We start from the raw sequence: 22,171 nt of genomic DNA on the forward strand, positions 1-22,171 counted from the left end.
GTATGTTACTTTATTTAACTGACTATTTGATGCAGTTTGATGGGGCGTTCAGGGTTTTTCAATACCTGACATTACGTGCCATTTTGGGTGCATTAACGGCTTTAGTGATTTCATTTATCATAGGTCCTGTCATGATCGACAAGCTGACTAACAACAAAATTGGCCAGAGTATCCGCGAAGACGGGCCAGAAAGTCATTATGCCAAATCCGGCACACCGACGATGGGTGGCACCTTGATTCTGGTTGCGATTGCGATCAGCACTTTGTTATGGGCGGATCTTGAAAACCGTTATGTCTGGGTTGTTCTGTTCGTCACGCTGGGGCATGGGGTTATCGGCTTCATTGACGATTACAAGAAAATAAAACTCGGCAATAGCGATGGCTTATCTGCTAGGACTAAGTTTTTTTGGCAATCGGTCATTGCCTTGTCTGCCGGAATCTATTTGTATCTGACGGCACAGGTGCCTGCCGAAACTGAGTTTATTGTGCCTTTTTTTAAAGATGTCCATATCAGCATGGGGTGGACTTATGTGGTGTTAACCTATTTTGTGATTGTCGGCACCAGCAATGCAGTCAATCTGACCGATGGCCTGGATGGACTGGCCATCATGCCGACTGCGATGATTGCCGCGGCATTGGCAATTTTTGCGTATTTATCCGGCCATTATAAATTTGCCGAATATCTGGCGATTCCTTTTTTGCCGGAGTCGGGTGAGGTTGTTGTATTTTGTGCTGCAATTGTGGGTGCTGGACTGGGTTTTTTATGGTTTAACGCGTATCCGGCTATGGTGTTTATGGGGGATGTCGGCGCATTGGCTTTAGGTGCGGCTTTAGGCATCGTTGCCGTTTTGGTTCGTCAGGAAATTGTATTGCTGATTATGGGCGGGGTGTTTGTGGCCGAGACGATATCCGTCATTATTCAGGTTGGCTCTTATAAATTGCGTGGTAAACGCGTGTTTCTGATGGCACCGATTCATCATCATTATGAAAAGAAAGGCTGGCCGGAACCTCGGATCATCGTGCGTTTCTGGATTATCACCGTGATTCTGGTGTTGGTAGGTCTTGCGACATTGAAGCTGAGATAATGATGCTAAACGAACAGGAAAGCGTATTGACGGTGTTACAGCAGAAGCTGGGCCTGAATCCTGAAGCCGCTAAGGTGTTGGTGGTTGGACTGGGTTCAACCGGGTTGTCTGTCGCGCGCTTTTTGAAAAATATTGGTTTGCAGTTTGCGATTGTCGATAGTCGTAACAAGCCGCCTGGTAGTGACCGCATGATTGAAGAAATGCCTGATGTGGCGGTTTTTACAGGCGGCTTCGACCAGGCCGCTTTCGATGTGGCGACACATTTGGTGGTTAGCCCTGGCGTATCGCTGGATGAGTTATCGATTCAAAAAGCTATGCAAGCGGGCTGTAGGGTATTGAGTGATATCGATTTGTTTGCCTGCGCGACAGACAAGCCGGTTGTGGCAATTACCGGCTCAAATGGAAAAAGCACGGTTACGACTCTGTTAGGTGAAATGGCTAGACAGGCTGGCATTGATGTAGGAGTAGGTGGAAACTTAGGTGTTCCCGCTCTGGAGTTACTACAACACCCCGCGTCGATGTATGTGTTGGAATTATCCAGTTTTCAACTGGAGCGCACATCGGTGTTAGAGCCTGTTGCAGCGACTGTTTTGAATATTTCAGACGATCATCTGGATAGGCATCGAAGTCTTGAGCGCTATGCGGCTGAGAAACAACGTATTTTCAATGGCCATGGCTGCATGGTGTTAAATCTCGATGACCCTCGTGTTATGGCTATGCGGGAAGCGGGCAGGACGGTACGAACGTTTTCAGTTCAGCAAAAGGCTGATTATTACTGGGATCAGAAGCAAAATATGTTGATGGCTGGCGATGAAGCGGTTATTGCAGCGGCAGAGCTGGCATTGCAAGGTTTGCATAATAGTGCCAACGTGCTGGCTGCCATCGCATTGGCTGATGCAGTAGGTTTTGAGCGAGAGCCGATGCGGCAGGCATTAAGGCGTTTTCAAGGCTTGCCACATAGAATGCAGAAAGTGGCTGAGGTGAATGGCGTGCAATGGATCAATGATTCTAAGGCGACCAATGTCGGCGCCTGTGTCGCGGCATTGAAAGGATTTGACAGGAACGTGGTGTTAATTGCTGGCGGCGATGCCAAGGGAGCGGATTTGAGCGCACTGACGCCTGCCGTAACCGAACATTGCAAGGCCGTCATTGTGATGGGAAAAGACGGTGCATTGATTGCCGATGCAGTGAGCGACGATATTCCACGCTATACGGCAGAACACATGAATGAGGCGGTAAAGATGGCGCATAACGTCGCAAAAAAAGGTGATGTCGTACTGTTGTCACCGGCTTGCGCCAGTCTGGATCAATATAAAAATTACAGCCAGCGTGGTGATAAATTTGCGCGTGCCGTAAAACAACAGGTGCAGTCGATATGAAAATATCGTTTTTTGAAGCATTGGATATTCGGCCTTTTTATCCCGACAAAACACTGCTTGGAGTATGTGCAGCATTGTTGTTGATGGGCTATTTGATTGTCGCATCATCATCGTTACACCTGGGCGTTAAAACGGCAGGTGATGTGTTTCATTATCCGTTGCGGCAAATGATTCATATTGTATTGGGCCTGATTGGTGGCGGTTTGATTTGTATGATTCCAATGTCGGTTTGGCAGCGATACAGCCGAGTTTTATTTATTATCGCTTTGGTATTGTTGATCGTAGTTTTAATTCCAGGTATCGGCGTTAAGGTGAATGGCAGTATTCGTTGGATTTCGTTGGCAGGGATTAGAATTCAGGTTTCAGAAGTGGTCAAGCTCGTTTCGGTATTGTATATGGCAGGTTATGTGTTGCGTTATCAGCAGCAACTGCAGAAATCCGATTATGGTGCGATTAAATCGTTAGCGCCGTTTATTTTGGTGGGAGCCTTATTGTTAATGGAACCAGATTTAGGCTCCGCCGTGGTGATTGTTGTCATTGCCATGGGCATACTGTTTTTAGCCGGTGCTCGGTTGAAACAATTTGCCTGGCTGATTTTGGCGGCACTGGTATTGGTTGCGCTATTGATCTGGGTATCGCCCTATCGTTGGGCTAGAATCACCGCTTTTCTTGATCCCTGGGCTGATGCTAGAAATACCGGTTTTCAATTGGTGCAGGCCTTGATTGCATTTGGGCAGGGTGGTTTGTTTGGTTTAGGTTTGGGCAATGGTATTCAAAAATTGTTTTATTTGCCGGAAGCGCATACCGATTTCTTGTTCTCGGTTTTGGCTGAAGAGTGTGGACTTCTAGGGGTATTGTTGGTGATTTCTTTATTCAGCCTGTTGGTTTGGCGCATTTTCGCTGTTGGCAGACAGGCGGAACAAGCCGGGCAGCGATTCAATGCCAATGTTGCGTATGGTATGGGTATCTGGTTCGGTTTCCAGGCATTCGTCAACATGGGTGTCAATATGGGATTGTTGCCAACAAAAGGCATTACCTTGCCACTGATGAGCTATGGGGGAGGTAGTATGCTGGTGATGTGTGCGGCTATTGCAATTGTTTTACGGGTAAGCCACGAAGTTCAGGAAAAACAAGTCACTCAGGCAAAAGGCGTTGTACGATGGAAAAGCGCATAGTGATCATGGCCGGTGGCACCGGCGGACATGTGTTTCCTGCTCTGGCTGTTGCGAAGGCCTTACAGCAACAAGGCTGGGCGGTGAGCTGGATGGGTACGCATAAAGGCTTGGAAAGCCGTATTGTGCCTGAGCAAGGTATCGAGATGGATTGGCTGTCGGTGCAAGGTGTGCGGGGAAAAGGCACTGGCACAAAAATCAGGGCAGTTTTTAAATTGCTGAAGGCCTGTGCCGAAGCACGCGCCGTATTGAAACAACGCCACCCCGATGTGGTGTTGGGAATGGGAGGGTTTGTCGCAGCCCCGGGTGGTTTGATGAGTCGAATGTTAGGCATTCCTCTGTTAATCCATGAACAAAATCGGGTTCCGGGTACGACTAATCGTTTATTAAAGCGATTTGCCTGCAAGGTGATGGAGGCTTTTCCAGGGAGTTTTGAGGCATCAGTCGGTGCTTTGTTTACAGGCAATCCATTACGGCAAGACATGTTGCGATTACAGGGTAAAGCACCAAGACGATTGCATGAACAGGATCGTTTCAGAATTCTGGTATTTGGCGGCAGCCAGGGGGCTGAAGTATTGAATCAGAAAGTTCCGGAAGCATTAGCGGGATTTGAAAATATAAGCGTCAAACACCAGACCGGTGCAGCCATGTTGACTCAGGTTCAACAACACTATGCAAAACAGAATACACCCGCCGAGGTGATGGCGTTTATAGACGATATGGCGGCTGCCTATGAATGGGCCGATATGGTGATTTGTCGTTCGGGGGCAATGACGGTCAGCGAGGTCGCAGCAGCAGGCTTGCCGGCTATTTTTGTGCCGTTGCCACATGCCATTGACGACCATCAAACTGCGAATGCGCGATATTTATGTGATAACAATGCCGGCGTATTGATGCCGCAATCCGAGATGACGATAGAACGAATGCGACAGGCGATTAAACAGATTAGAGCGGATTTACTGACTATGAGTCAGGCGGCGCGGAAAAAAGCCCGTTTCGATGCGACCGATGCCGTTGTGGCACAGTGTATCGAGGAGGCAGGACGATGAATCGGGCCGATTTACACCCCGCGCAGTTCTTGGGGAATATCGAGAGAATCCATTTTGTCGGTGTCGGTGGCACAGGCATGAGTGGTATCGCCGAGGTGTTATCCAATTTAGGCTATCAGGTTTCAGGGTCTGATATTCGCGAATCGGCAGTCACTGATCGCCTGCAAGAATTAGGCGTTAAATTGTTTATCGGGCATGCTAAATCCAATGTTGATAATGCCGATGTGGTAGTGACATCAACTGCTGTCAACCCGGAGAACCCTGAAGTACAAGCTGCGAAGGCACAACGTATTCCAGTCATTCCTCGTGCTGAGATGTTGGCTGAATTGATGCGATTCCGTTTTGGCATTGCAGTCGCCGGAACACATGGCAAAACCACAACGACCAGTTTGATTGCTAGTATATTGGCCGAAGCCGGATTGGATCCGACCTTTGTTATTGGTGGCCGACTAAATAGCGCCGGCACCAATGCTAAATTAGGCCTAGGACGCTTTTTGGTGGCCGAGGCCGATGAAAGTGATGCCTCTTTTTTGCATCTGCAGCCGATGTTATCGGTCGTGACCAATATTGATCAAGATCATATGGAAACATATGGCGGCAGTTATGAACAATTACAGGGCACTTTTTTGGAATTTTTACATCATTTGCCATTTTATGGACTGGCGGTGATGTGTTTGGATGACGAAGGTGTTAAAAGCGTATTGAATGCGGTTTCAAAACCGGTCATCACTTATGGTACCGACAGTCATGCCGATGTCCGCGCCATCGATATTAAGCAGCAGGGTTTGCAGACTGAATTTACCGTACTGCGCAAAGACAAAGCGCCTTTGACCGTCACCTTGAACATGCCGGGCTGGCATAACATGCTGAATGCATTAGCGGCGATTGCTGTATCTACGGCTTTAAATGTCGAGGATCGGGCGATTATCCAGAGCTTGAAAGAATTTAAAGGCATTGGCAGGCGTTTTCAGCTGAATGGCGAAATTGAATTCACTGATGGCAAATTAACGTTGGTCGATGACTATGGCCATCACCCACGAGAACTGGCTGCGACGCTCGAAGCCTTGAAGCAGGCCTGGCCTGAGCGGCGCTCAGTGGTCGTTTTTCAGCCCCATCGTTATACCCGGACACGCGATCTGTTCGAAGATTTTGTCGATGTCTTATCGACTGTCGATGTCCTGGTGTTACTGGATGTTTATTCGGCAGGTGAAGCCTTTATAACCGGCGCCGATGGTAAAGCGCTGGCGCAGGCGATTCGGGTGCGAGGACAGGTGAATCCGATATTTGTTGGACAACAGCAGGAACTAGCGACGATTCTGGCCGGTATCGTACAGCCTGGCGATGTGTTGTTGACTATGGGGGCCGGTAATGTCGGGCAGATCGCTCAACAATTGCCCGGACAATTGCAGGAGGCATTGGCATTATGAATGCGACAGGACAAGGCAAATTGCTACACAATGAACCGTTGGCTAAATATACCAGCTGGCGCGTGGGTGGGCCGGCCGAAAAAATGTATTTGCCGCAGGATAAAGAGGATTTGATTGCCTATGTCAAATCATTGCCGGAAGCTGAACCGCTGTTTTGGCTGGGGCTGGGCAGTAACTTGCTGATTCGTGATGGTGGTGTGAAAGGCACAGTGATCAATACCCGCGGCCGCCTGAAGAAAATGTGCTTGCTTGATTCTGATCGCCTGTATGTCGAAGCCGGCGTGCCATGTGCGCATGTGGCGCGTTACAGCACTGATTTAGGTCTGAGCGGAGCTGAGTTCCTGGCAGGAATTCCCGGCACTATGGGCGGCGCATTGCGAATGAATGCAGGCGCTTTCGGAGGGGAAACCTGGGCGATTGTGGATCGGGTGGAAGTGATCAACAGCCGGGGTGATGTCATTATGCGTTGCCGGGACGAATTCGATGTCGCCTATCGTTCGGTTAAAGGCCGTGATGATGAGTGGTTTTTGTCGGCGGAACTGGTGCTGCAAAAACAGGCCGATGTGAATGGACAGCAAAAAATCAAGGCATTGCTGGAAAAAAGAAATTTGACTCAGCCGACCAACAAGCCGACCTGCGGATCGGTATTTAAAAATCCGACGGGCGATTTCGCCGCCCGCTTGATCGAAGCTTGTGGCCTAAAAGGGTACTGCATCGGTGATGCCTGTGTTTCAGAAAAACATGCCAATTTCATCGAAAACCGTGGTCAGGCGACGGCAAAAGATATTGAAGCGTTGATTGATTATATTCAGCACCAGGTTAAGGAAAAGTATGGCATTGAGCTGGAAACGGAGGTGTGCCGCGTAGGGGAGCCGAAATGATGCCACGCAGGATTCAAAAGGCTGAAGATTTTGGTCGGGTTGCTTTGATGATAGGTGGACAGGCCGCTGAGCGTGAAATTTCCCTGATCAGTGGTGCAGCAGTATTAGCTTCGCTTGAAAAACAACAGGTGCAGGTCGAAGCGGTCGATGTGCAAAGCAATGCCATCGACGCCTTGGCTGGAAAACAGTTTGACCGGGCGTTCAATATCATCCATGGCCGGGGCGGCGAGGACGGTGTTTTGCAAGCTATCTTGGATGCAAAAGGTATTCCTTATACCGGTTCTGGCGTGTTGGCTTCGGCATTGGCCATGGACAAGCTTCGAACCAAGATGTGTTGGCAGGGCATGGGGTTGTCGACACCGCCGTGGTTTGTATTGAAGACAACCGATGACCTTTCCGCTTGTGCAGAAGCTTTAGGCTTTCCGGTTATTGTTAAACCGGCGCTGGAGGGTTCTAGTTTTGGTATGAGCAAAGCCAATGACAAGGCAGAACTAGCCGAAGCCTGGGCGTTGGCACGGCAATATGGCTGTGAAGTTTATGCGGAAAAATGGGTAAGTGGCAAAGAATATACCGTTGGTTTTTTGCAAGGCGAGGCGTTGCCGGTGATTCGCTTGCAAACACCGCATGCTTTTTATGATTATGCGGCAAAATATCAAGCCGATAATACGCAATACCATTGTCCAAGCGGCTTGGATGCAGTGCAGGAAGCGTACTTGCAAAAACTGGCGGTGCAGGCCTGTGAGGTTATTGGGGTCACAGGTTGGGGGCGGGTTGATGTTTTTATCGATAGTGACGACAAGGCACAATTGATTGAAGTCAATACGGTTCCCGGTATGACCAGTCATAGCCTGGTGCCAATGGCGGCAAAGGCAACAGGAATTGATTTTGATGAATTAGTGTGGCGGATTCTGGAAACCAGTTTCGGGCGAAATTATTCGGCTCAATGAACACTTCGCAACGCATGATGATTGTTTATGTCGGTATGATGGTATTCGTGGCTGCTTTAGTTGTATGGGGCTGGGAGCAGTTTAAACAACATGATGCTGAATGGATGCCAATTCGGCATGTCAGGGTCGAAGGCAGGTTTCAGTATCTGACCCGGAGCGAAGTTAAGACGGCTTTGATGCCATGGGTAGAAACCGGTTTTTATCATATTGACCTGGCACAGATAAAAAGAGCTTTGAAGCAATTGGCCTGGACGGATCGTGTAGCGGTACACAGAGTCTGGCCAGATGCAATAGAAATAGAGATTGAAGAACAGCAGCCGGTGGCACGCTGGCAAGACCGGGCCTTGATCAATAATCGCGGCGAGTTGTTTGAACCGGGAAATATCGCCATATTTGATGATTTGCCGGAAATCAGGGGGCCAGCAGGACAACATGGCGAGTTATTGGAACAGATGAAAATACTGAGAAAAATGCTGGCTGATAAAGGATTATTGTTACAACAGTTTTATGTCGATCAGCGCCGAGCCTGGAAAATCAGATTGGTGAGTGGCTTGGAAATAAAACTGGGACGTTTGTTACAAATTAAGCAATTACAGCGGTTTTTAAAAACCGTCGATATTTTGGAACAAGCATTGATTGAATTGATGGTGATAGTTGATTTACGTTATCCCAATGGCTATGCCGTGACCTGGAAGTCGGATAAATGGAAACAGATCATCGAAAAGAAAAAACGCGTATAAACGCTCAGGCAAAAAACAATGGCTAAAAAAACAGAACGAGATTTATTGGTGGGACTGGATATTGGTACATCCAAAGTAGCTGCCATCGTGGGCGAGTTTAATAGCAGCGATGAGATGGAGATTATTGGTATTGGCCTGGCACCTTCAAAAGGGCTTAAGAAAGGCGTGGTGGTTAATCTGGAATCGACCGTCAATTCGATACAGCGTGCGGTTGAAGAAGCGGAGTTGATGGCAGGCTGTCAGATTAAAAAAGTATTTGCAGGTATTGCGGGTAGTCATATTCGCAGCCTGAATTCGCATGGGATTGTCGCGATAAAAGACAAAGAGGTGATGCAGTCGGACATCGACCGGGTGATTGATTCGGCCCGTGCCGTGGCGATTCCGGCTGATCAAAAGATTTTGCACATTTTGCCACAGGAATTTGTCATCGATCAGCAAGAAGGCATCAAAGAACCGGTTGGCATGTCGGGTATTCGCCTAGAGGCTAAAGTGCATATGGTCACGGGCAGTGTCAGCGCGGCACAGAATATTATTAAATGTATTCGGCGTTGTGGTTTGGAAGTTGAAGATATTGTGCTGGAGCAATTGGCATCCTGTACTTCGGTGTTATCAGATGATGAGAAAGACCTTGGTGTTTGTTTGATTGATATTGGTGGCGGAACCACCGATATCGCCGTATTTTCAGATGGTGCGATAAAGCACACGGCGGTGATTCCGATTGCAGGCGATCAGGTGAGCAACGATATTGCTGTGGCCTTACGAACACCTACCAAAAATGCAGAGGAAATTAAAATCAAACATGCCTGCGCATTGACGCAACTGGCCGATCCTCAGGAAATGGTGGATGTGCCGAGCATTGGTGATCGTGAACCGCGTAAAATTTCAGCTCAGAACCTAGCTGAAATCATCGAACCGCGCTATGAGGAGCTGATGCTGTTGGTGCAGGCAGAGCTTAGACGCAGTGGTTATGAAGATATGATTGCCGCCGGCATTGTATTGACAGGTGGCAGCTCCAAAGTAAAAGGCTTGACCGAATTGGCGGAAGAAATTTTTCATATGCCGGTTCGCATAGGGTTTCCACAACATATGTCGGGGTTGACCGATGTCGTTAAAAACCCGGTTTTTTCGACCGGCGTTGGATTATTGTTATATGGGCGGGAGCATCAAGGAAAAGCGGAAAGTTTACGGGATGATAGCCTAAGTATTTGGGCAAGAATGAAAAACTGGTTTCAGGGTAATTTTTAGTCAGGTTTGAACGAGGTAAATAAAGTGAAATACGAATTAGTAGACATGTGTAGTGAAAATGCTGTCATCAAAGTTATCGGTGTTGGCGGCGGCGGTGGCAACGCAGTGGACTATATGGTTGAATCCGGTATTGAAGGCGTGGAGTTTATTTGTGCCAATACCGATGCACAGGCGTTAAGAAAGTTGAACGTCGATACCAAAGTCCAGCTCGGTGTTGAATTAACCAAAGGCTTAGGGGCCGGGACACGGCCTGAAGTGGGTAAGCAAGCAGCCGAAGAAAATCGTGACCGTATCCGCGAAGAAATTGAAGGTGCCGATATGCTATTTTTAACCGCTGGCATGGGTGGCGGTACCGGTACGGGGGCAATTTCGGTGATTGCCGAAGTGGCCAAGGAAATGGGAATATTGACTGTCGCTGTGGTCACCAAGCCTTTCGATTTTGAAGGCAAAAAGAAAAAAGTCGTTGCAGAAACAGGTATTCGGGAACTGGAAAGATTTGTCGATTCTTTGATTGTTATTCCAAATCAGAAACTGTTGCCGGTTTTAGGCAACAATTTGTCGCTGAGCAATGCCTTCAATACGGCTAATGATGTTTTATTGGATGCCGTACAGGGCATTACGGAATTGATCACCAGCCCTGGATTGATTAATGTTGATTTTGCCGATGTTAAAACAGTGATGGGTAACATGGGGGCGGCCATTATGGGGACGGGTGTTGCCAGTGGTGATAACCGTGCACGCGAAGCGGCGGAAAAAGCCATTGCTTGTCCATTACTGGAAGATATCAGTCTGCAGGGTGCAAAAGGTATTCTGGTCAATATCTGTGCGGCCAATATAGATTTGACCGAATTTGACGAAATTGGAAATATTATGCATGCCTTTGCATCAGAAGAAGCCGACATGAAAATCGGAACCGCAATAAACCCTGAGTTAGGGGATGCGATTAAAGTTACCGTAGTGGCGACGGGCATGGGAGAGCCTTCTCAAGCGGTCAATTCGCCGGCTAAATTAGTCCAAAAAGTGACCAATGGGGAAGTCAATTATGATGTGTTGGACAAACCCACAGTTAATCGGCAGAAAAAAACGGAAAGCCGCGAAACTCGTTTTGGTGCACAGCCCAAAAATGATATCGATCTGGATTATCTCGATGTTCCGGCATTTCTCAGACGTCAGGCCGATTAAGTTATCGCAGCTGATTTTGGGAGTGGGGGTGATTGTTTTCTGATTGCTCAGCAGAAATGATAATGGATATGATAAAATTGACTGTTTCAATTTGAGCCGCACAGGTAAATGATTAAACAGCGTACATTAAAGAACACGATTCGGGCAACCGGTGTTGGGTTACATTCAGGTGATAAAGTTTATCTGACTTTACATCCAGCAGAACCTGATACTGGTATTCGATTTCGTCGGGTGGATTTAGATCCGCCCGTCGTGATTGAAGCGCGTCCTGAAAATGTGGGCGAAACCATGTTGTCGACAACATTGGTTAAGGAAGGCGTAAAAATTGCCACGGTTGAGCATCTTTTGTCCGCGATGGCGGGTTTAGGTGTCGATAATGCGATAGTCGATGTGAGCGCTGCTGAAGTTCCTATTATGGATGGAAGCGCTGGCCCCTTTGTGTTTTTATTGCAATCGGCAGGACTCGCCGAGCAAGAGGCGGCAAAAAAATATATTCGTATTAAGCAAGCTATACGGGTGGAAGAGGGTGATAAATGGGCTGCCTTTGAACCCTTTGACGGGTTTAAAGTGACCTTTACCATTGATTTCGAGCACCCGGCGTTTCCAGATCATTTAAAAACGGCGGTGATGGATTTTTCCTCAACCACGTTTGTAAAAGAAGTCAGTCGGGCTAGGACCTTTGGCTTTATGCGGGATATTGAGTTCTTGCGTGAAAATAATTTGGCCCTAGGTGGAAGTCTTGATAATGCCATTGTGGTTGATGACGATAAAGTCTTGAATGAAGATGGCTTGCGCTATGCAGATGAGTTTGTAAAACATAAAATACTCGATGCGATTGGCGATCTGTATTTGTTAGGGCATAGTCTGATTGGTGAATTTAAGGGTTTTAAATCGGGCCATGCGTTAAACAATAAGCTGTTGCTCACCCTGTTGGAAAACACCGATGCGTGGGAAATCATTGAATTCGAAAATGATGAAGATGCACCGATTTCATTTATGCGGTCAGCACAAACGCCTATCCCCCCTGTCAAATAAACCTGATAGATTGTGAAAAATCAGCCCGGTATGCGAATCGCTTACCGGGCTGATTTCGTTTAGCCTTTGAATTTATGTTCTAATTCAGTAAAAAGCTCGGGGCGATAGTTGCTTTTTTTAACCGAGTGCAGGACTGTTTTCACTGAAAAACCAACACCCTGACTTTTTTGTGCCGCATGATCGCTGATAAATTGTTCGGTCATATTCAAGAGCGATTCAACTACTGCCGTTTCAAGGGCTAAAATAGCCGCTATTTGTGGGACAGAGAAACCAAGCTGATTATGCAGAATACTGGCGCGGCGCCAGTTTTTCGGTAATTTGACCAATGACGATTGCAGTTCACGTTGCTGTGCGATGTTTTCTTCAGTGACAGCGGGTTCAGACGGAACCGGAATCAAATCTTCCAGCTTCAAGACTTCTTCAGGCTGATAAAATTCATAGATTTGGGTGTCGATATCATCTTCTGGAACAGTTGTTTCCAGACTGATCGCCTGACGGTTTTGCTGACTTTCTTGCACCGCCTGATCCAGAATATCCAGTGCCAACTTGAACAACCAGGATTTTGTGTCAAAATCCTGAGGTTTGTCGTCTTGTTTTTCAAATGCGGTGACAATGGTTTCATCAACTAATTCATCCGGTAAAATATCCGCCGGCGTTAGATCATCGATGGCCTGTAAATAAGTGATTTCACGAACAGAAAAATCATATAAATCGTCGAGATAATCGCGAATGCTATCAAACCAGTCTGATGCCTGTTGTTGTGTTTTTTGATCTATAGCCACAGGCTGGCTGGCAGCATCTGACAGTGGATGCTTGACCAATTGTTTACGGCGGGCTTTGCGCTTCCATAAATGATGGTTTTTCAAGCGACTTTTGTATTTTTGCCCTTGTCGTTCTAGTTCGGAAAAAACTTTGTTGATGACCTCGCGTACATCTTCGTTTTCTTCTTCGCCTGCGATATCTTTTTTAGGTAAATGCAGGGTCAGTCCAAGCCGATATAACGGTATTTTTTGATGTTTTTCCAGTGTGCCACGTAGTGTGGTATCTGTTCGAATCAAATCGCCCAGTTTATGCTCCAGGTCACCGGCTTTTTCTGCGATAAACTTCTTCAGGTTTTTTTTGTCGTTTTTATCAAAACCTTTGTAAGTTATTTGTAGTTTCATATTTGTTCCTTATGTTGAATAGTGATTGTTTTTTAACAGAGACAGGTTCCCTTTCTTATTCATGGCGTCAAGCTTATACTAATTCAACCGCTTTAATAAAATAAAAACGCGGTGTTTCCATAATCAATGAGGAGGTGTGTGATGAAAAAATTTATTTTTACATCCGTGATGTTGTTTGTAGCATTGACCGTACAGGCGGCCGATATCACTGCGGGAAAGAAAAAATCTGTGGTTTGTCAGGGATGTCATGGTGCTAATGGTTTCAGTCAAAATTCAACTTGGCCAAATTTAGCCGGACAAACAGCATCTTATTTACAGTGGCAACTGAAAAAATTTAAATCGGGCGAGCGCCAATATGCGCCCATGAATACGATTGCCGCTGATTTGTCAGAGGCTGATATTGAAAATCTGGCCGCATTTTTCGCCTCACAGCCTGCACCAAAGCCGGCTGCAGCAGATGCCAAATTGGTTGAGCTGGGAAAATCAAAAGCTGCAATGTGTTTAGGTTGTCATGGTGGCAAAGCTGAAGGGCGAGGTCAATTTCCGCGCTTAGCAGGACAAAAGGCCGCTTATCTTGAAAAACAGTTGAAGGCTTTTAAATCGGGTGAACGCAAAGGAAGGCCGATGAATGCTATGGTAAACAGTTTATCTAATGAGGATATCAAAGCGCTTAGTGCGTTTTTTAGCAGCTTGAAATAATTATTGTGTAGTATCTACTCACTCCCTCTAAAAAGCAGGTGTAGGTTGTTGATTTATCAGGCTTGCATAACAGGGATGTTATGCAGAACTACATGGATGTATTCACGTGTCCTGATAAATCAATGACCTATTCCGGCTAAAACACAACCGGGTGAGCAGTTACATTGTGTAAATGAATATTTAAAATTTATAGGTTTGATTCATCTTTGGTTAAGTTCAATATGTATAAAATGATACCTAATTTAAACAAGGTGTGTTTATACAACACTGCTAAACTTTAGTGATTACTAACTAACGTCTATACCGTGATTATTTGAACGGTTGATTTAAGCAGAATCGTTATACTCCTCTAAACAGGGATGTTTTTAAGGCGGATATTTTATCCGCCTTTTTATTTCTTTAATGGAATTTCGGCTTTCTTTTGAGAAATAGACTCTGTATTTTGTTGTCCATCATTGTCAGCGGAGGATTTTTTTTCCAGTGCTTTTAGCCACAAGTCATGATGTTGTTTGGCCCAGGTCTTATCGACTTTACCGCTAATCATGCCTTCGAGTGCACCTTCAGTACCGATGGTGCCGATGTATATATGTGCTAGAGCGCCGACTATCAACAGTAATGCGGCAACAGAATGAATGATATGGCTGATCTGCATGACCAGGCGGTATTGTTCGAGATTGGGGAAATCCAGGTTCAGGCCGGTAACCGTGACTAGAAATCCCGCAGTCATCAATAGCCAGAACCATGCCTTCTCACCGCCATTCATACGGCCGGCCGAAGGATGTTTGTTGCCGATAAAGCCACCGAGTTGTTTGAACCAGAGCCAGTCAATTTGACTGAATTTGTTGTCTTCAAACCAGATAAGTCCCATCAGCGCTAGGCCAACACTGAATAACGGACCGGTATAGTTATGGATGATCTTGGCGAATTCGGCAAAGCTTGCAAACACCTCATGCCCCAGCCAGTCAATGATAAGGCTGCGACCGAACAGCAGGCTCAGGCCGGTGATCGCCAAAATAATAAACAGCGTGGCGGTATAAAAATGCAGCCAGCGTTCTTTTTTGTTCCAGCGTTCAATCATTTCGCCGCTGCGTGGTTCACTTAAACGGACTTTACCGCGGACAAGATAAAAACACGCTAAGGCAAACACAGTTAGTGCCAATACCCAGGCGCCGGTTCCGGCAATTAATTCATTGCGGATATAAAGCCATTGTGTGCCACTGGCTTGGATGAGTTTATTGGTCTCAACGCCCACGACAGCCGAGTAGCCTTCAACGCCTTCACGCACCTGTCGCCAGAATGTGCGTTCATCGGCCAGAGCCTGAACGCTCAGTAACAATAAAAAGGGAAATAAACGAAACATGATCAGTCTTTATAGGCTGTTTTCCAGCCCCACAATTTTGGACTGGCGGCTGAATTATTGGGTTCTTCCTGGTTTAACTGGCGCTGAATGGCGCGTTGCGAAAACAGTTTAGCGATTACATCGCCATCACCCGCGAGCAGAGCCTTGGTCGAACACATTTCAGCACAAATCGGTAATTTTCCTTCAGCTAGTCGGTTACGGCCATATTTTTCAAATTCGGCTTCGGAAAAATCTTCTTCAGGCCCGCCGGCACAAAAGGTGCATTTATCCATTTTGCCACGATTGCCGAAAGCGCCATCCTGCGGAAACTGAGGTGCACCAAATGGACAGGCATAAAAACAATAACCACAACCAATGCAGAGGTCTTTATCGTGTAAAACTACGCCATCTGAAGTGGTATAAAAACAATCGACCGGACAGACTTGGGCACAGGGTGCGTCGGAGCAATGCATACAGGCAACTGAAATACTGGTTTCGCCGGCCTGACCATCATTCAGCGTGACAACACGCCGGCGATTGACGCCCCAAGGCACTTCGTGTTCGTTTTTACAGGCGGTGATACAAGCATTGCATTCGATGCAGCGATCATCATCACAAATAAACTTCATTCTGGCCATCTATAGGCTCCTAGGCTTTGCGCAAACGGCATAAAGAAACTTTAGTTTCCTGCATCGCGGTTACTGAATCATAACCATAAGTAAACACGGTATTGCAGGATTCACCGAGTACATAAGGCACCGTTCCTTCAGGATATTTATCCGCCAGGCTTTGGCCTTGATAGTGGCCGGCAAAATGAAAGGGCATAAATACCAGTCCTCGGCTTACCCGCTCGGTTATAAATGCCATAACTTGGATACGACCGCCTTCCGGCCCTTCCACCCATACTTGCTCGCCGTGTTTGACGCCGGCATTATTGGCATCGGCTGGATGGATTTCGACAAACATGTGTTGTTGCAGTTCCGCCAGCCACGGATTGGAGCGGGTTTCCTCGCCGCCACCTTCGTATTCCACCAGGCGGCCACTGGTCATAGTCAAGGGATAATCCTTGCTGTAATCAATTTTTTGTATTGATGCATAACGGGTAGGCAGACGGTAAAAGCTTTTCCGATCCTTATAGGTTGGAAACGCTTTAACCATATCGCGGCGATTGCTGTACAGCGGTTCACGATGAATCGGTATTGGGTCAGGAAATTGCCAGACGATGCAACGTGCCTTAGCATTGCCAAAGGGCGCGCAGCCATGTTTGATGGCAACTCGCTGAATACCGCCAGATAGATCAGTCTTCCAATTTTTACCATCGGCCAGCTGTTTTTCGGATGTCGTTAAATCATCCCACCAGCCAAGTTGTTTTAACAAATCGGCGCTGAATTCGGGATAGCCTTGTTTGATTTCCGAGCCTTTGCTGTAAGAGCCTTCTGCCAGCAGACTGACGCCATCACGTTCTATCCCAAAACGGGCGCGGAATGTCAGTCCGCCTTCGGCTACGGGTTTGCTGGTGTCGTATAACAATGGCGTACCTGGATGCTTTTGTTCCGGCGTTCCCCAACAGGGCCAAGGCAGGCCAAAATATTCGCCATCGCAGGGGCCGCCTTCGGCTTTCAGTGTTGTGGTATTGAAGGTATGCCAGTTTTGCTGGTGTTTTTTGATGCGTTCGACACTTTGTCCGGTGTAGCCTATCGTCCAGGCACCGCGGTTGAATTCGCGGGTAATGTCCTCAATCGATGGTGTCGAGTCTTCAACCCGGATATGCTTGAACATGGGTTCGGCAAAGCCTAATTTTTCCGCAAACTGATACAAAATCTGATGATCGGGGCGGGATTCAAATAGCGGCTCGATTACCTGGTCGCGCCATTGCAGGGAGCGATTGGATGAGGTCAGCGAGCCGTAAGTTTCAAACTGAGTGCAGGCGGGCAATAAATAGGTATTGTCCGGCCGGTCATGCAGCACCGCACTGTTGCTGGGATAGGGGTCTATCACGACCAGCAGGTCGAGTTTTTCCATAGCTTGCTTCATTTCCGGAGAACGGGTTTGGCTGTTCGGAGCATGTCCCCAAAACACCATGGCGCGGATATTATCTTTTTGTGCGATAAGTTCGGGCTTTTCTAGCACGCCATCGATCCAGCGAGAAACTGGAATGCCGCTCATGTTCATGGTGCGTTTTTTACCCCCCGCGCCATCATCGTACAAGGCCGGATCGAAACGCTTGGATAGCCAGTTATAATCGATATCCCATACGCGAGCCCAATGTTTCCAGGCCGCTTCGGTTAGGCCATAATAAGCGGGTAGAGTATGCGCATTCGGGCCTAAATCGGTGGCACCTTGAACATTGTCATGACCACGGAAAATATTGGTGCCGCCACCGGCCACGCCCATGTTTCCCAGCGCTAGTTGGAAAATGCAATAAGCCCGGGTATTGTTATTGCCAATGGTGTGTTGCGTACCCCCCATACACCAGATGAAAGTGCCGGGCCGGTGAGTCGCCATGGTTTTGGCGGCCTGGAAAACCTCGGCCTCCGGCACACCGGTGACTTGTTCGACTTTGTCCGGCGTCCATTCGGCAACTTCCTTGCGAATCGTATCCATGCCATAGACGCGCTGTTGAATAAAGTTTTTATCTTCCCAGCCATTTTCAAAAATATGCCATAACATACCCCAAATCAACGGCACATCAGTGCCTGGACGCAGCCTGATATGCTGGGTTGCGTGGGCAGCGGTACGGGTAAAACGTGGATCGATGACAATCAATGGTGCACCCTGTTCCTTGGCTTTGAAAATATGTTGCATGGAAACCGGATGTGCCTCAGCCGGATTGCCGCCAATAATCAGGATGGCCTTGCTGTTGTGAATATCGTTAAAAGAATTGGTCATCGCGCCATAACCCCAGGTGTTGGCAACGCCGGCAACAGTGGTGGAATGGCAGATGCGGGCCTGGTGGTCGATGTTATTAGACCCCCAAAAGGCTGCGAATTTGCGGAATAGGTAGCTTTGTTCGTTATTATGCTTAGAAGATCCGAGCCAGTAGACAGAGTCGGGGCCGGATTGCTGACGGATTTCCAGAATTTTATCACCGATTTCATCGATGGCCTGCTGCCAGTCAATGCGTTTCCATTTCCCATCTATCCGTTTCATTGGATATTTCAGGCGGCGGTCGCCATGACCATGTTCACGTACTGCAGCACCTTTAGCGCAATGGGCACCAAGGTTGAAGGGGTGATCAAATGCAGGCTCCTGGCCGACCCAGACGCCATTTTCGACTTCAGCAATTACGCCGCAACCGACCGAACAATGGGTGCAGACAGAACGAATGGTTTTAATGTCTGTAGATGCTTGCTCAGACTGCTCTGTCGCTTCGGCCTTTTCCATTAAGGTGAAAGGTAATTGACTACTCAATGCAGCGCCCCCGGCTGCCAGAGAGCTGTGTTTTAAAAAGGTTCTGCGGTCGAGGGTGTTTTCAGACTTGTTTTCAACAGAAGTTGAACGTTTGATAAGTTTCATACCGATACCTTGTAGGCGGCAGAGAGCCGTTAAAAGTTGATTTTATTATAGTAATCACGGATATGCTGGGTTTCATGATAGCCTTGTGATGGCATCGTTTGGGTGGTGGGGGGAGATTGATTTTTTGCTTTGCTTGAGGTTAACGTAAGCACGCTAGTTGCAGCACTTGCGCCGATTAGGGTTTTAAAAAACTGGCGACGATGATTATCAGGTTGCATCTGTTTCTCCCGCGTATGGTATGGATAATGACCGGGCCTCAAGCGCAATAAAGGCTAGCCCTAATTCTGCCACTATCGGGTAAAAATTACCAGTTGTAGTGGCTTTTAAATCGCTGAAAAAGTGTGCAAACCACGGTGCAATTGCATTCTGAAAAAAAACGTTTTGGTGCTCGCTTTGGTCTTGAATCAACAATGCCATGACTTCACAGATTGCGCTGATATGATCTTCAGGCTCACAGTTTTTTGGCTGACGTCGAATGCCCAGTTGTTTTAACTGTTGGCGTAAGCTGGCTAAAGGCTTTTCCATCAAGAAGCCGGTTTGATACCAGGATAAATAAGGAACAAGCTCTCCGCGTCCTAGACCGATAAATAAATGATGGTAGTCATCATCGAGCTGTTGAATATCAGCAGTTTTAGCGACAGAAATCAAGGTAGACAGTGCCTGGCTGAAGTTATCGTAACCTGTATTGACTTCAAGTTTACTAATCAGCTTCAGCAACGCCTGATCAGGAGCGGCACGAAACAATCGCGCTATTAACTGGTAAAAAAATAAGCGCTCTTCGTCGTTCATGCGTTTGGTTGATTGAAGTGGGCGGCAATTTTGCAGTCTTCACACAGCAGCAATTGTTGTTTGCGCTCGCCTTGAAACATTGGATGATGCTGCAGTTTTTGAACAATGGTATTGATCATGCTGGCACTGGCGAAGGGCTTTTGGCAATTGATGCATAAAAAAGGTTTTTCTTCATGCAGTAAACGTGGCTTTTTAGCTTGTGTGCTGTCAAATAAATAACGTGGCTCAAGTGTTATGGCCTGTTCCGGGCAAGCTGTCTGGCAGAGGCTGCATTGTAGACAGTTCGCTTCAATCAACTTCAGTTGCGGCAAATCCTGGCCGGATTGTAGTGCTTGGGCGGGACAAATGCTGACACAGGACAGACATAAGGTGCAGCTATTTATATTGATATGCAGCGTCCCGAAATATGCTGAGGCAGGGAGTGCGCAAGTGTCCGGAGTTGTGTTAGAAAATTGACCGATATATTCGGTCGCCATGCGAATGGCGCGACGTTTATCGTTTTCTGGTTGGTACGGTGCAGGCTCGATGGCGTGTGGTGGTAGTCTTTTGAAATCGGTCTGGGATGTGATTTGGATGCGATTATTTCCCAGGCCCAATGCGGCTAAAAGCTGATTACCCTGTTTGATGACATCGTCCAGCGTATGTCGGGTTTGCAGGGTCAATTCGGCAGGGGGCCATAATATAACCTGATTGGCGCCAAAGGCGATTGCGTTCAGACACAGTGCCAGGTCGGCCACACCTAAGGCTTCAAGCTGAAAAGGAATAGCATAATCGGGTAAATCTTCCGGGCATTCGCCTTGGTGTAATACGAGGGCTTTATCGACACTGGCACCGGCTAAGACTGTTTTAATGGCTACCAGGCGGGTTTTAAGATCAGGATATTGATAACGAATAGCACCGCTGGGACAAACGCTGCTGCAATCGCCACAGCCCTGACATAAATAGGGATTGACCTGAATCTGACCGTGTTCTGAGGTAATGGCCTGGGTGGCGCAGACATCAATACAGCGATGGCAGCCTGTGATGTGGTTGTTCTGATGCGCACAATGTGTTGTGTCCAGCCCAAAATATTTAGGTTTGTCGAACTGGCCTATCATGTCGGGTAATTCGGCCAGTGCGGCCTTGAGTCGGTTTGCGTCGGCTACGGGGTAATAGCCAAAAGGCGGAATAGGGCTGGTAATAGCCGGCGATTCCTGAAAGTCCAGTATCAGGTCAAATTGATGATGTGGGTGGTTTTTTAATTTGAAATTACCCAGAAAACCGCTTAAGTCTTCATCGGCTGTAAGAGCGAGTATTTCCGTTCCGGCTTTGCTTGCAGAGGTAGCGGCTGTCAGCCAGAACAACTTGAAGTCGGCAGCCAGCGTTACGGGTAACTGATCAAACGCTGGCTCGGAGCCGATAATCAATAAGCGATTCTGGCTGTGATACTGAATATACTCAGGTTCCATTTCAGCTTTGTCGAGTGCGGGGTGGGGCTGTTTCAGTAGCAGATAAGGCTGTGTCTTGATCGTTCGTTTGCGTTTCCAGCCGCGCCATGGCCAGCTGCATTTCAGTTGGAATCAAGTCGCCTAAATCGTTGAATGTGGTGTAATCTTCATCATATTCATTCAAGCCATCGCGCACGCCAAAGCGAGATTGTTTGAAAATAGTCTCGAACACAGCCTGCTTCACCTGTTCGCTGCCCTCATCGTCGATTTCTTTACTCATGGCTTTATCCTGTTATATCTCAAGGCATTGTCTTGTCTGATTTGTGCAATGTCAACTATCAGCGAAACGATAAACTTTTATATTTCATCTGAAATCACAGATTCGGCTTTCAATCATGTCGTGAAGAGGCAGGGCGTCCTTCGGTCTTTTCAATGAAGCTGACCGCATCTGAAATATCATCACAAATTGTTACCTGCGGCGGGCAACGCGCAATTTCTTCGGCACCGTAGCCGGTACGTACTAGCAAGGGTGTAACGCCACAGGCAAGTGCTGCTTCAATATCGGAGAGTTTATCGCCGATTAAATAGGATCGGCTTAAATCAATATTCAAGTCCTGGCTGGCGGCTAGTAACATGCCGGGTTCTGGTTTCCGGCACGAACATGATTGCATTGAGCCAAAATCGGGATGATGCGGGCAAAAATAATAGCCATCGATATGCGCCTTGGCCTCTGTCAGTAGCTTATCGACAGCGTTGTGCAAGGTTTCAATCGCCGCGGTGTCATAATAACCGCGAGCGACGCCAGCCTGGTTGCTGACCACCACGGCTTTAAAGCCCATTTGATTGATGCGCCTGATCGCCTCTATAGCGCCTGGAATCCATTCCCAGTCGTCAATTTTATGCAGATAATTTTTCTCAACATTTATCGTGCCATCCCTATCCATAAAAACGGCCGCTTGTTTTTGTCTGCTGTCTTGTGTTTCATGCATTCTGTTTATACTCTCCGCGCGTTGAATTGTCGCCCAGCCGCGCTTTTATTGCCTATAGCGGCATTTTTTGTCTTACCCTCGACAAAATTGAGCCACCGATTGCCAAA

General features: G+C 47.4%; 21 protein-coding genes. 12 read left to right on the top strand and 9 right to left on the bottom strand.

What is annotated here, in order from left to right; all coding sequences use genetic code 11:
* Positions 1–2: 2 nt before the first annotated feature.
* The 11 genes from mraY (at position 3) to lpxC (ending at position 12,142) form a co-directional block, all read left to right on the top strand.
* On the top strand, positions 3–1,085 hold the full coding sequence (gene mraY / locus JEU20_RS11310; protein ID WP_198246178.1) for a phospho-N-acetylmuramoyl-pentapeptide-transferase: 1,083 nt from the start codon (positions 3–5) through the stop codon (positions 1,083–1,085).
* A gap of 2 nt (positions 1,086–1,087) precedes the next feature.
* Positions 1,088–2,464 carry a UDP-N-acetylmuramoyl-L-alanine--D-glutamate ligase gene (murD, locus tag JEU20_RS11315; RefSeq protein ID WP_198246179.1) on the top strand — a complete coding sequence of 459 codons (1,377 nt, stop codon included), beginning with the start codon at positions 1,088–1,090 and terminating at the stop codon, positions 2,462–2,464.
* Entirely contained in the window at positions 2,461–3,639 is a 1,179-nt protein-coding gene (ftsW, locus tag JEU20_RS11320; RefSeq protein ID WP_198246181.1) for a putative lipid II flippase FtsW, read from the top strand. The genes murD and ftsW overlap by 4 nt, the downstream gene beginning before the upstream one ends.
* Positions 3,624–4,685: an undecaprenyldiphospho-muramoylpentapeptide beta-N-acetylglucosaminyltransferase gene (murG, locus tag JEU20_RS11325; protein ID WP_198246183.1), complete on the top strand. Its 1,062-nt coding sequence runs from the start codon at positions 3,624–3,626 to the stop codon at positions 4,683–4,685. Before ftsW ends, murG begins: the two co-directional genes overlap by 16 nt.
* Positions 4,682–6,112, top strand: a complete 1,431-nt coding sequence (gene murC / locus JEU20_RS11330) for a UDP-N-acetylmuramate--L-alanine ligase (protein ID WP_198246185.1) — start codon at positions 4,682–4,684, stop codon at positions 6,110–6,112. Before murG ends, murC begins: the two co-directional genes overlap by 4 nt.
* On the top strand, positions 6,109–6,993 hold the full coding sequence (murB, locus tag JEU20_RS11335; RefSeq protein ID WP_198246187.1) for a UDP-N-acetylmuramate dehydrogenase: 885 nt from the start codon (positions 6,109–6,111) through the stop codon (positions 6,991–6,993). Before murC ends, murB begins: the two co-directional genes overlap by 4 nt.
* Entirely contained in the window at positions 6,993–7,940 is a 948-nt protein-coding gene (locus JEU20_RS11340; RefSeq protein ID WP_198246707.1) for a D-alanine--D-alanine ligase, read from the top strand. The genes murB and JEU20_RS11340 overlap by 1 nt, the downstream gene beginning before the upstream one ends.
* The gene (locus JEU20_RS11345; RefSeq protein ID WP_198246189.1) at positions 7,937–8,680 is read left to right on the top strand and encodes a cell division protein FtsQ/DivIB; all 744 of its coding nucleotides are present in this window, start codon (positions 7,937–7,939) and stop codon (positions 8,678–8,680) included. The genes JEU20_RS11340 and JEU20_RS11345 overlap by 4 nt, the downstream gene beginning before the upstream one ends.
* An 18-nt stretch (positions 8,681–8,698) precedes the next feature.
* Positions 8,699–9,925, top strand: coding sequence for a cell division protein FtsA (gene ftsA, locus JEU20_RS11350; RefSeq protein WP_198246191.1), 1,227 nt, complete (start codon positions 8,699–8,701; stop codon positions 9,923–9,925).
* Between the two features lie 24 nt (positions 9,926–9,949).
* Complete coding sequence (gene ftsZ / locus JEU20_RS11355) at positions 9,950–11,107, top strand: cell division protein FtsZ (protein WP_198246194.1); 1,158 nt, start codon at positions 9,950–9,952, stop codon at positions 11,105–11,107.
* 108 nt (positions 11,108–11,215) lie between these two features.
* Positions 11,216–12,142 (top strand): UDP-3-O-acyl-N-acetylglucosamine deacetylase, encoded by a 927-nt coding sequence (lpxC, locus tag JEU20_RS11360; RefSeq protein WP_198246196.1) that lies wholly within the window; start codon positions 11,216–11,218, stop codon positions 12,140–12,142.
* 59 nt (positions 12,143–12,201) lie between these two features.
* On the opposite strand, the gene JEU20_RS11365 is transcribed toward lpxC, so the two are convergent.
* Positions 12,202–13,305, bottom strand: coding sequence for an HPF/RaiA family ribosome-associated protein (locus JEU20_RS11365; RefSeq protein WP_198246198.1), 1,104 nt, complete (start codon positions 13,303–13,305; stop codon positions 12,202–12,204).
* A gap of 141 nt (positions 13,306–13,446) precedes the next feature.
* Here JEU20_RS11365 and JEU20_RS11370 point away from each other — a divergent pair, with 141 nt between their 5' ends.
* Positions 13,447–14,004, top strand: coding sequence for a c-type cytochrome (locus tag JEU20_RS11370; protein WP_198246200.1), 558 nt, complete (start codon positions 13,447–13,449; stop codon positions 14,002–14,004).
* Between the two features lie 391 nt (positions 14,005–14,395).
* On the opposite strand, the gene JEU20_RS11375 is transcribed toward JEU20_RS11370, so the two are convergent.
* The 8 genes from JEU20_RS11375 to gmhB form a co-directional block, all read right to left on the bottom strand.
* Positions 14,396–15,364 (bottom strand): formate dehydrogenase subunit gamma, encoded by a 969-nt coding sequence (locus JEU20_RS11375; protein WP_198246202.1) that lies wholly within the window; start codon positions 15,362–15,364, stop codon positions 14,396–14,398.
* Between the two features lie 2 nt (positions 15,365–15,366).
* The gene (gene fdh3B / locus JEU20_RS11380) at positions 15,367–15,981 is read right to left on the bottom strand and encodes a formate dehydrogenase FDH3 subunit beta (RefSeq protein ID WP_198246204.1); all 615 of its coding nucleotides are present in this window, start codon (positions 15,979–15,981) and stop codon (positions 15,367–15,369) included.
* Between the two features lie 10 nt (positions 15,982–15,991).
* Positions 15,992–18,859 (bottom strand): formate dehydrogenase subunit alpha, encoded by a 2,868-nt coding sequence (locus JEU20_RS11385; protein ID WP_198246205.1) that lies wholly within the window; start codon positions 18,857–18,859, stop codon positions 15,992–15,994.
* Positions 18,860–18,888: 29 nt separating this feature from the next.
* Positions 18,889–19,077, bottom strand: coding sequence for a formate dehydrogenase (locus tag JEU20_RS11390; RefSeq protein ID WP_198246207.1), 189 nt, complete (start codon positions 19,075–19,077; stop codon positions 18,889–18,891).
* The gene (locus JEU20_RS11395; protein ID WP_198246208.1) at positions 19,067–19,648 is read right to left on the bottom strand and encodes a TorD/DmsD family molecular chaperone; all 582 of its coding nucleotides are present in this window, start codon (positions 19,646–19,648) and stop codon (positions 19,067–19,069) included. Before JEU20_RS11395 ends, JEU20_RS11390 begins: the two co-directional genes overlap by 11 nt.
* Positions 19,645–21,096, bottom strand: a complete 1,452-nt coding sequence (locus JEU20_RS11400) for a 4Fe-4S dicluster domain-containing protein (protein WP_198246210.1) — start codon at positions 21,094–21,096, stop codon at positions 19,645–19,647. The genes JEU20_RS11395 and JEU20_RS11400 overlap by 4 nt, the downstream gene beginning before the upstream one ends.
* A gap of 1 nt (position 21,097) precedes the next feature.
* Complete coding sequence (locus JEU20_RS11405) at positions 21,098–21,355, bottom strand: DUF3306 domain-containing protein (RefSeq protein ID WP_198246212.1); 258 nt, start codon at positions 21,353–21,355, stop codon at positions 21,098–21,100.
* Positions 21,356–21,464: 109 nt separating this feature from the next.
* Positions 21,465–22,064: a D-glycero-beta-D-manno-heptose 1,7-bisphosphate 7-phosphatase gene (gmhB, locus tag JEU20_RS11410; protein ID WP_198246213.1), complete on the bottom strand. Its 600-nt coding sequence runs from the start codon at positions 22,062–22,064 to the stop codon at positions 21,465–21,467.
* Between the last annotated feature and the right edge of the window lie 107 nt (positions 22,065–22,171).

This window comes from methane-oxidizing endosymbiont of Gigantopelta aegis, assembly GCF_016097405.1.
Taxonomy (GTDB): Bacteria; Pseudomonadota; Gammaproteobacteria; order Methylococcales; family Methylomonadaceae; genus Methylomarinum.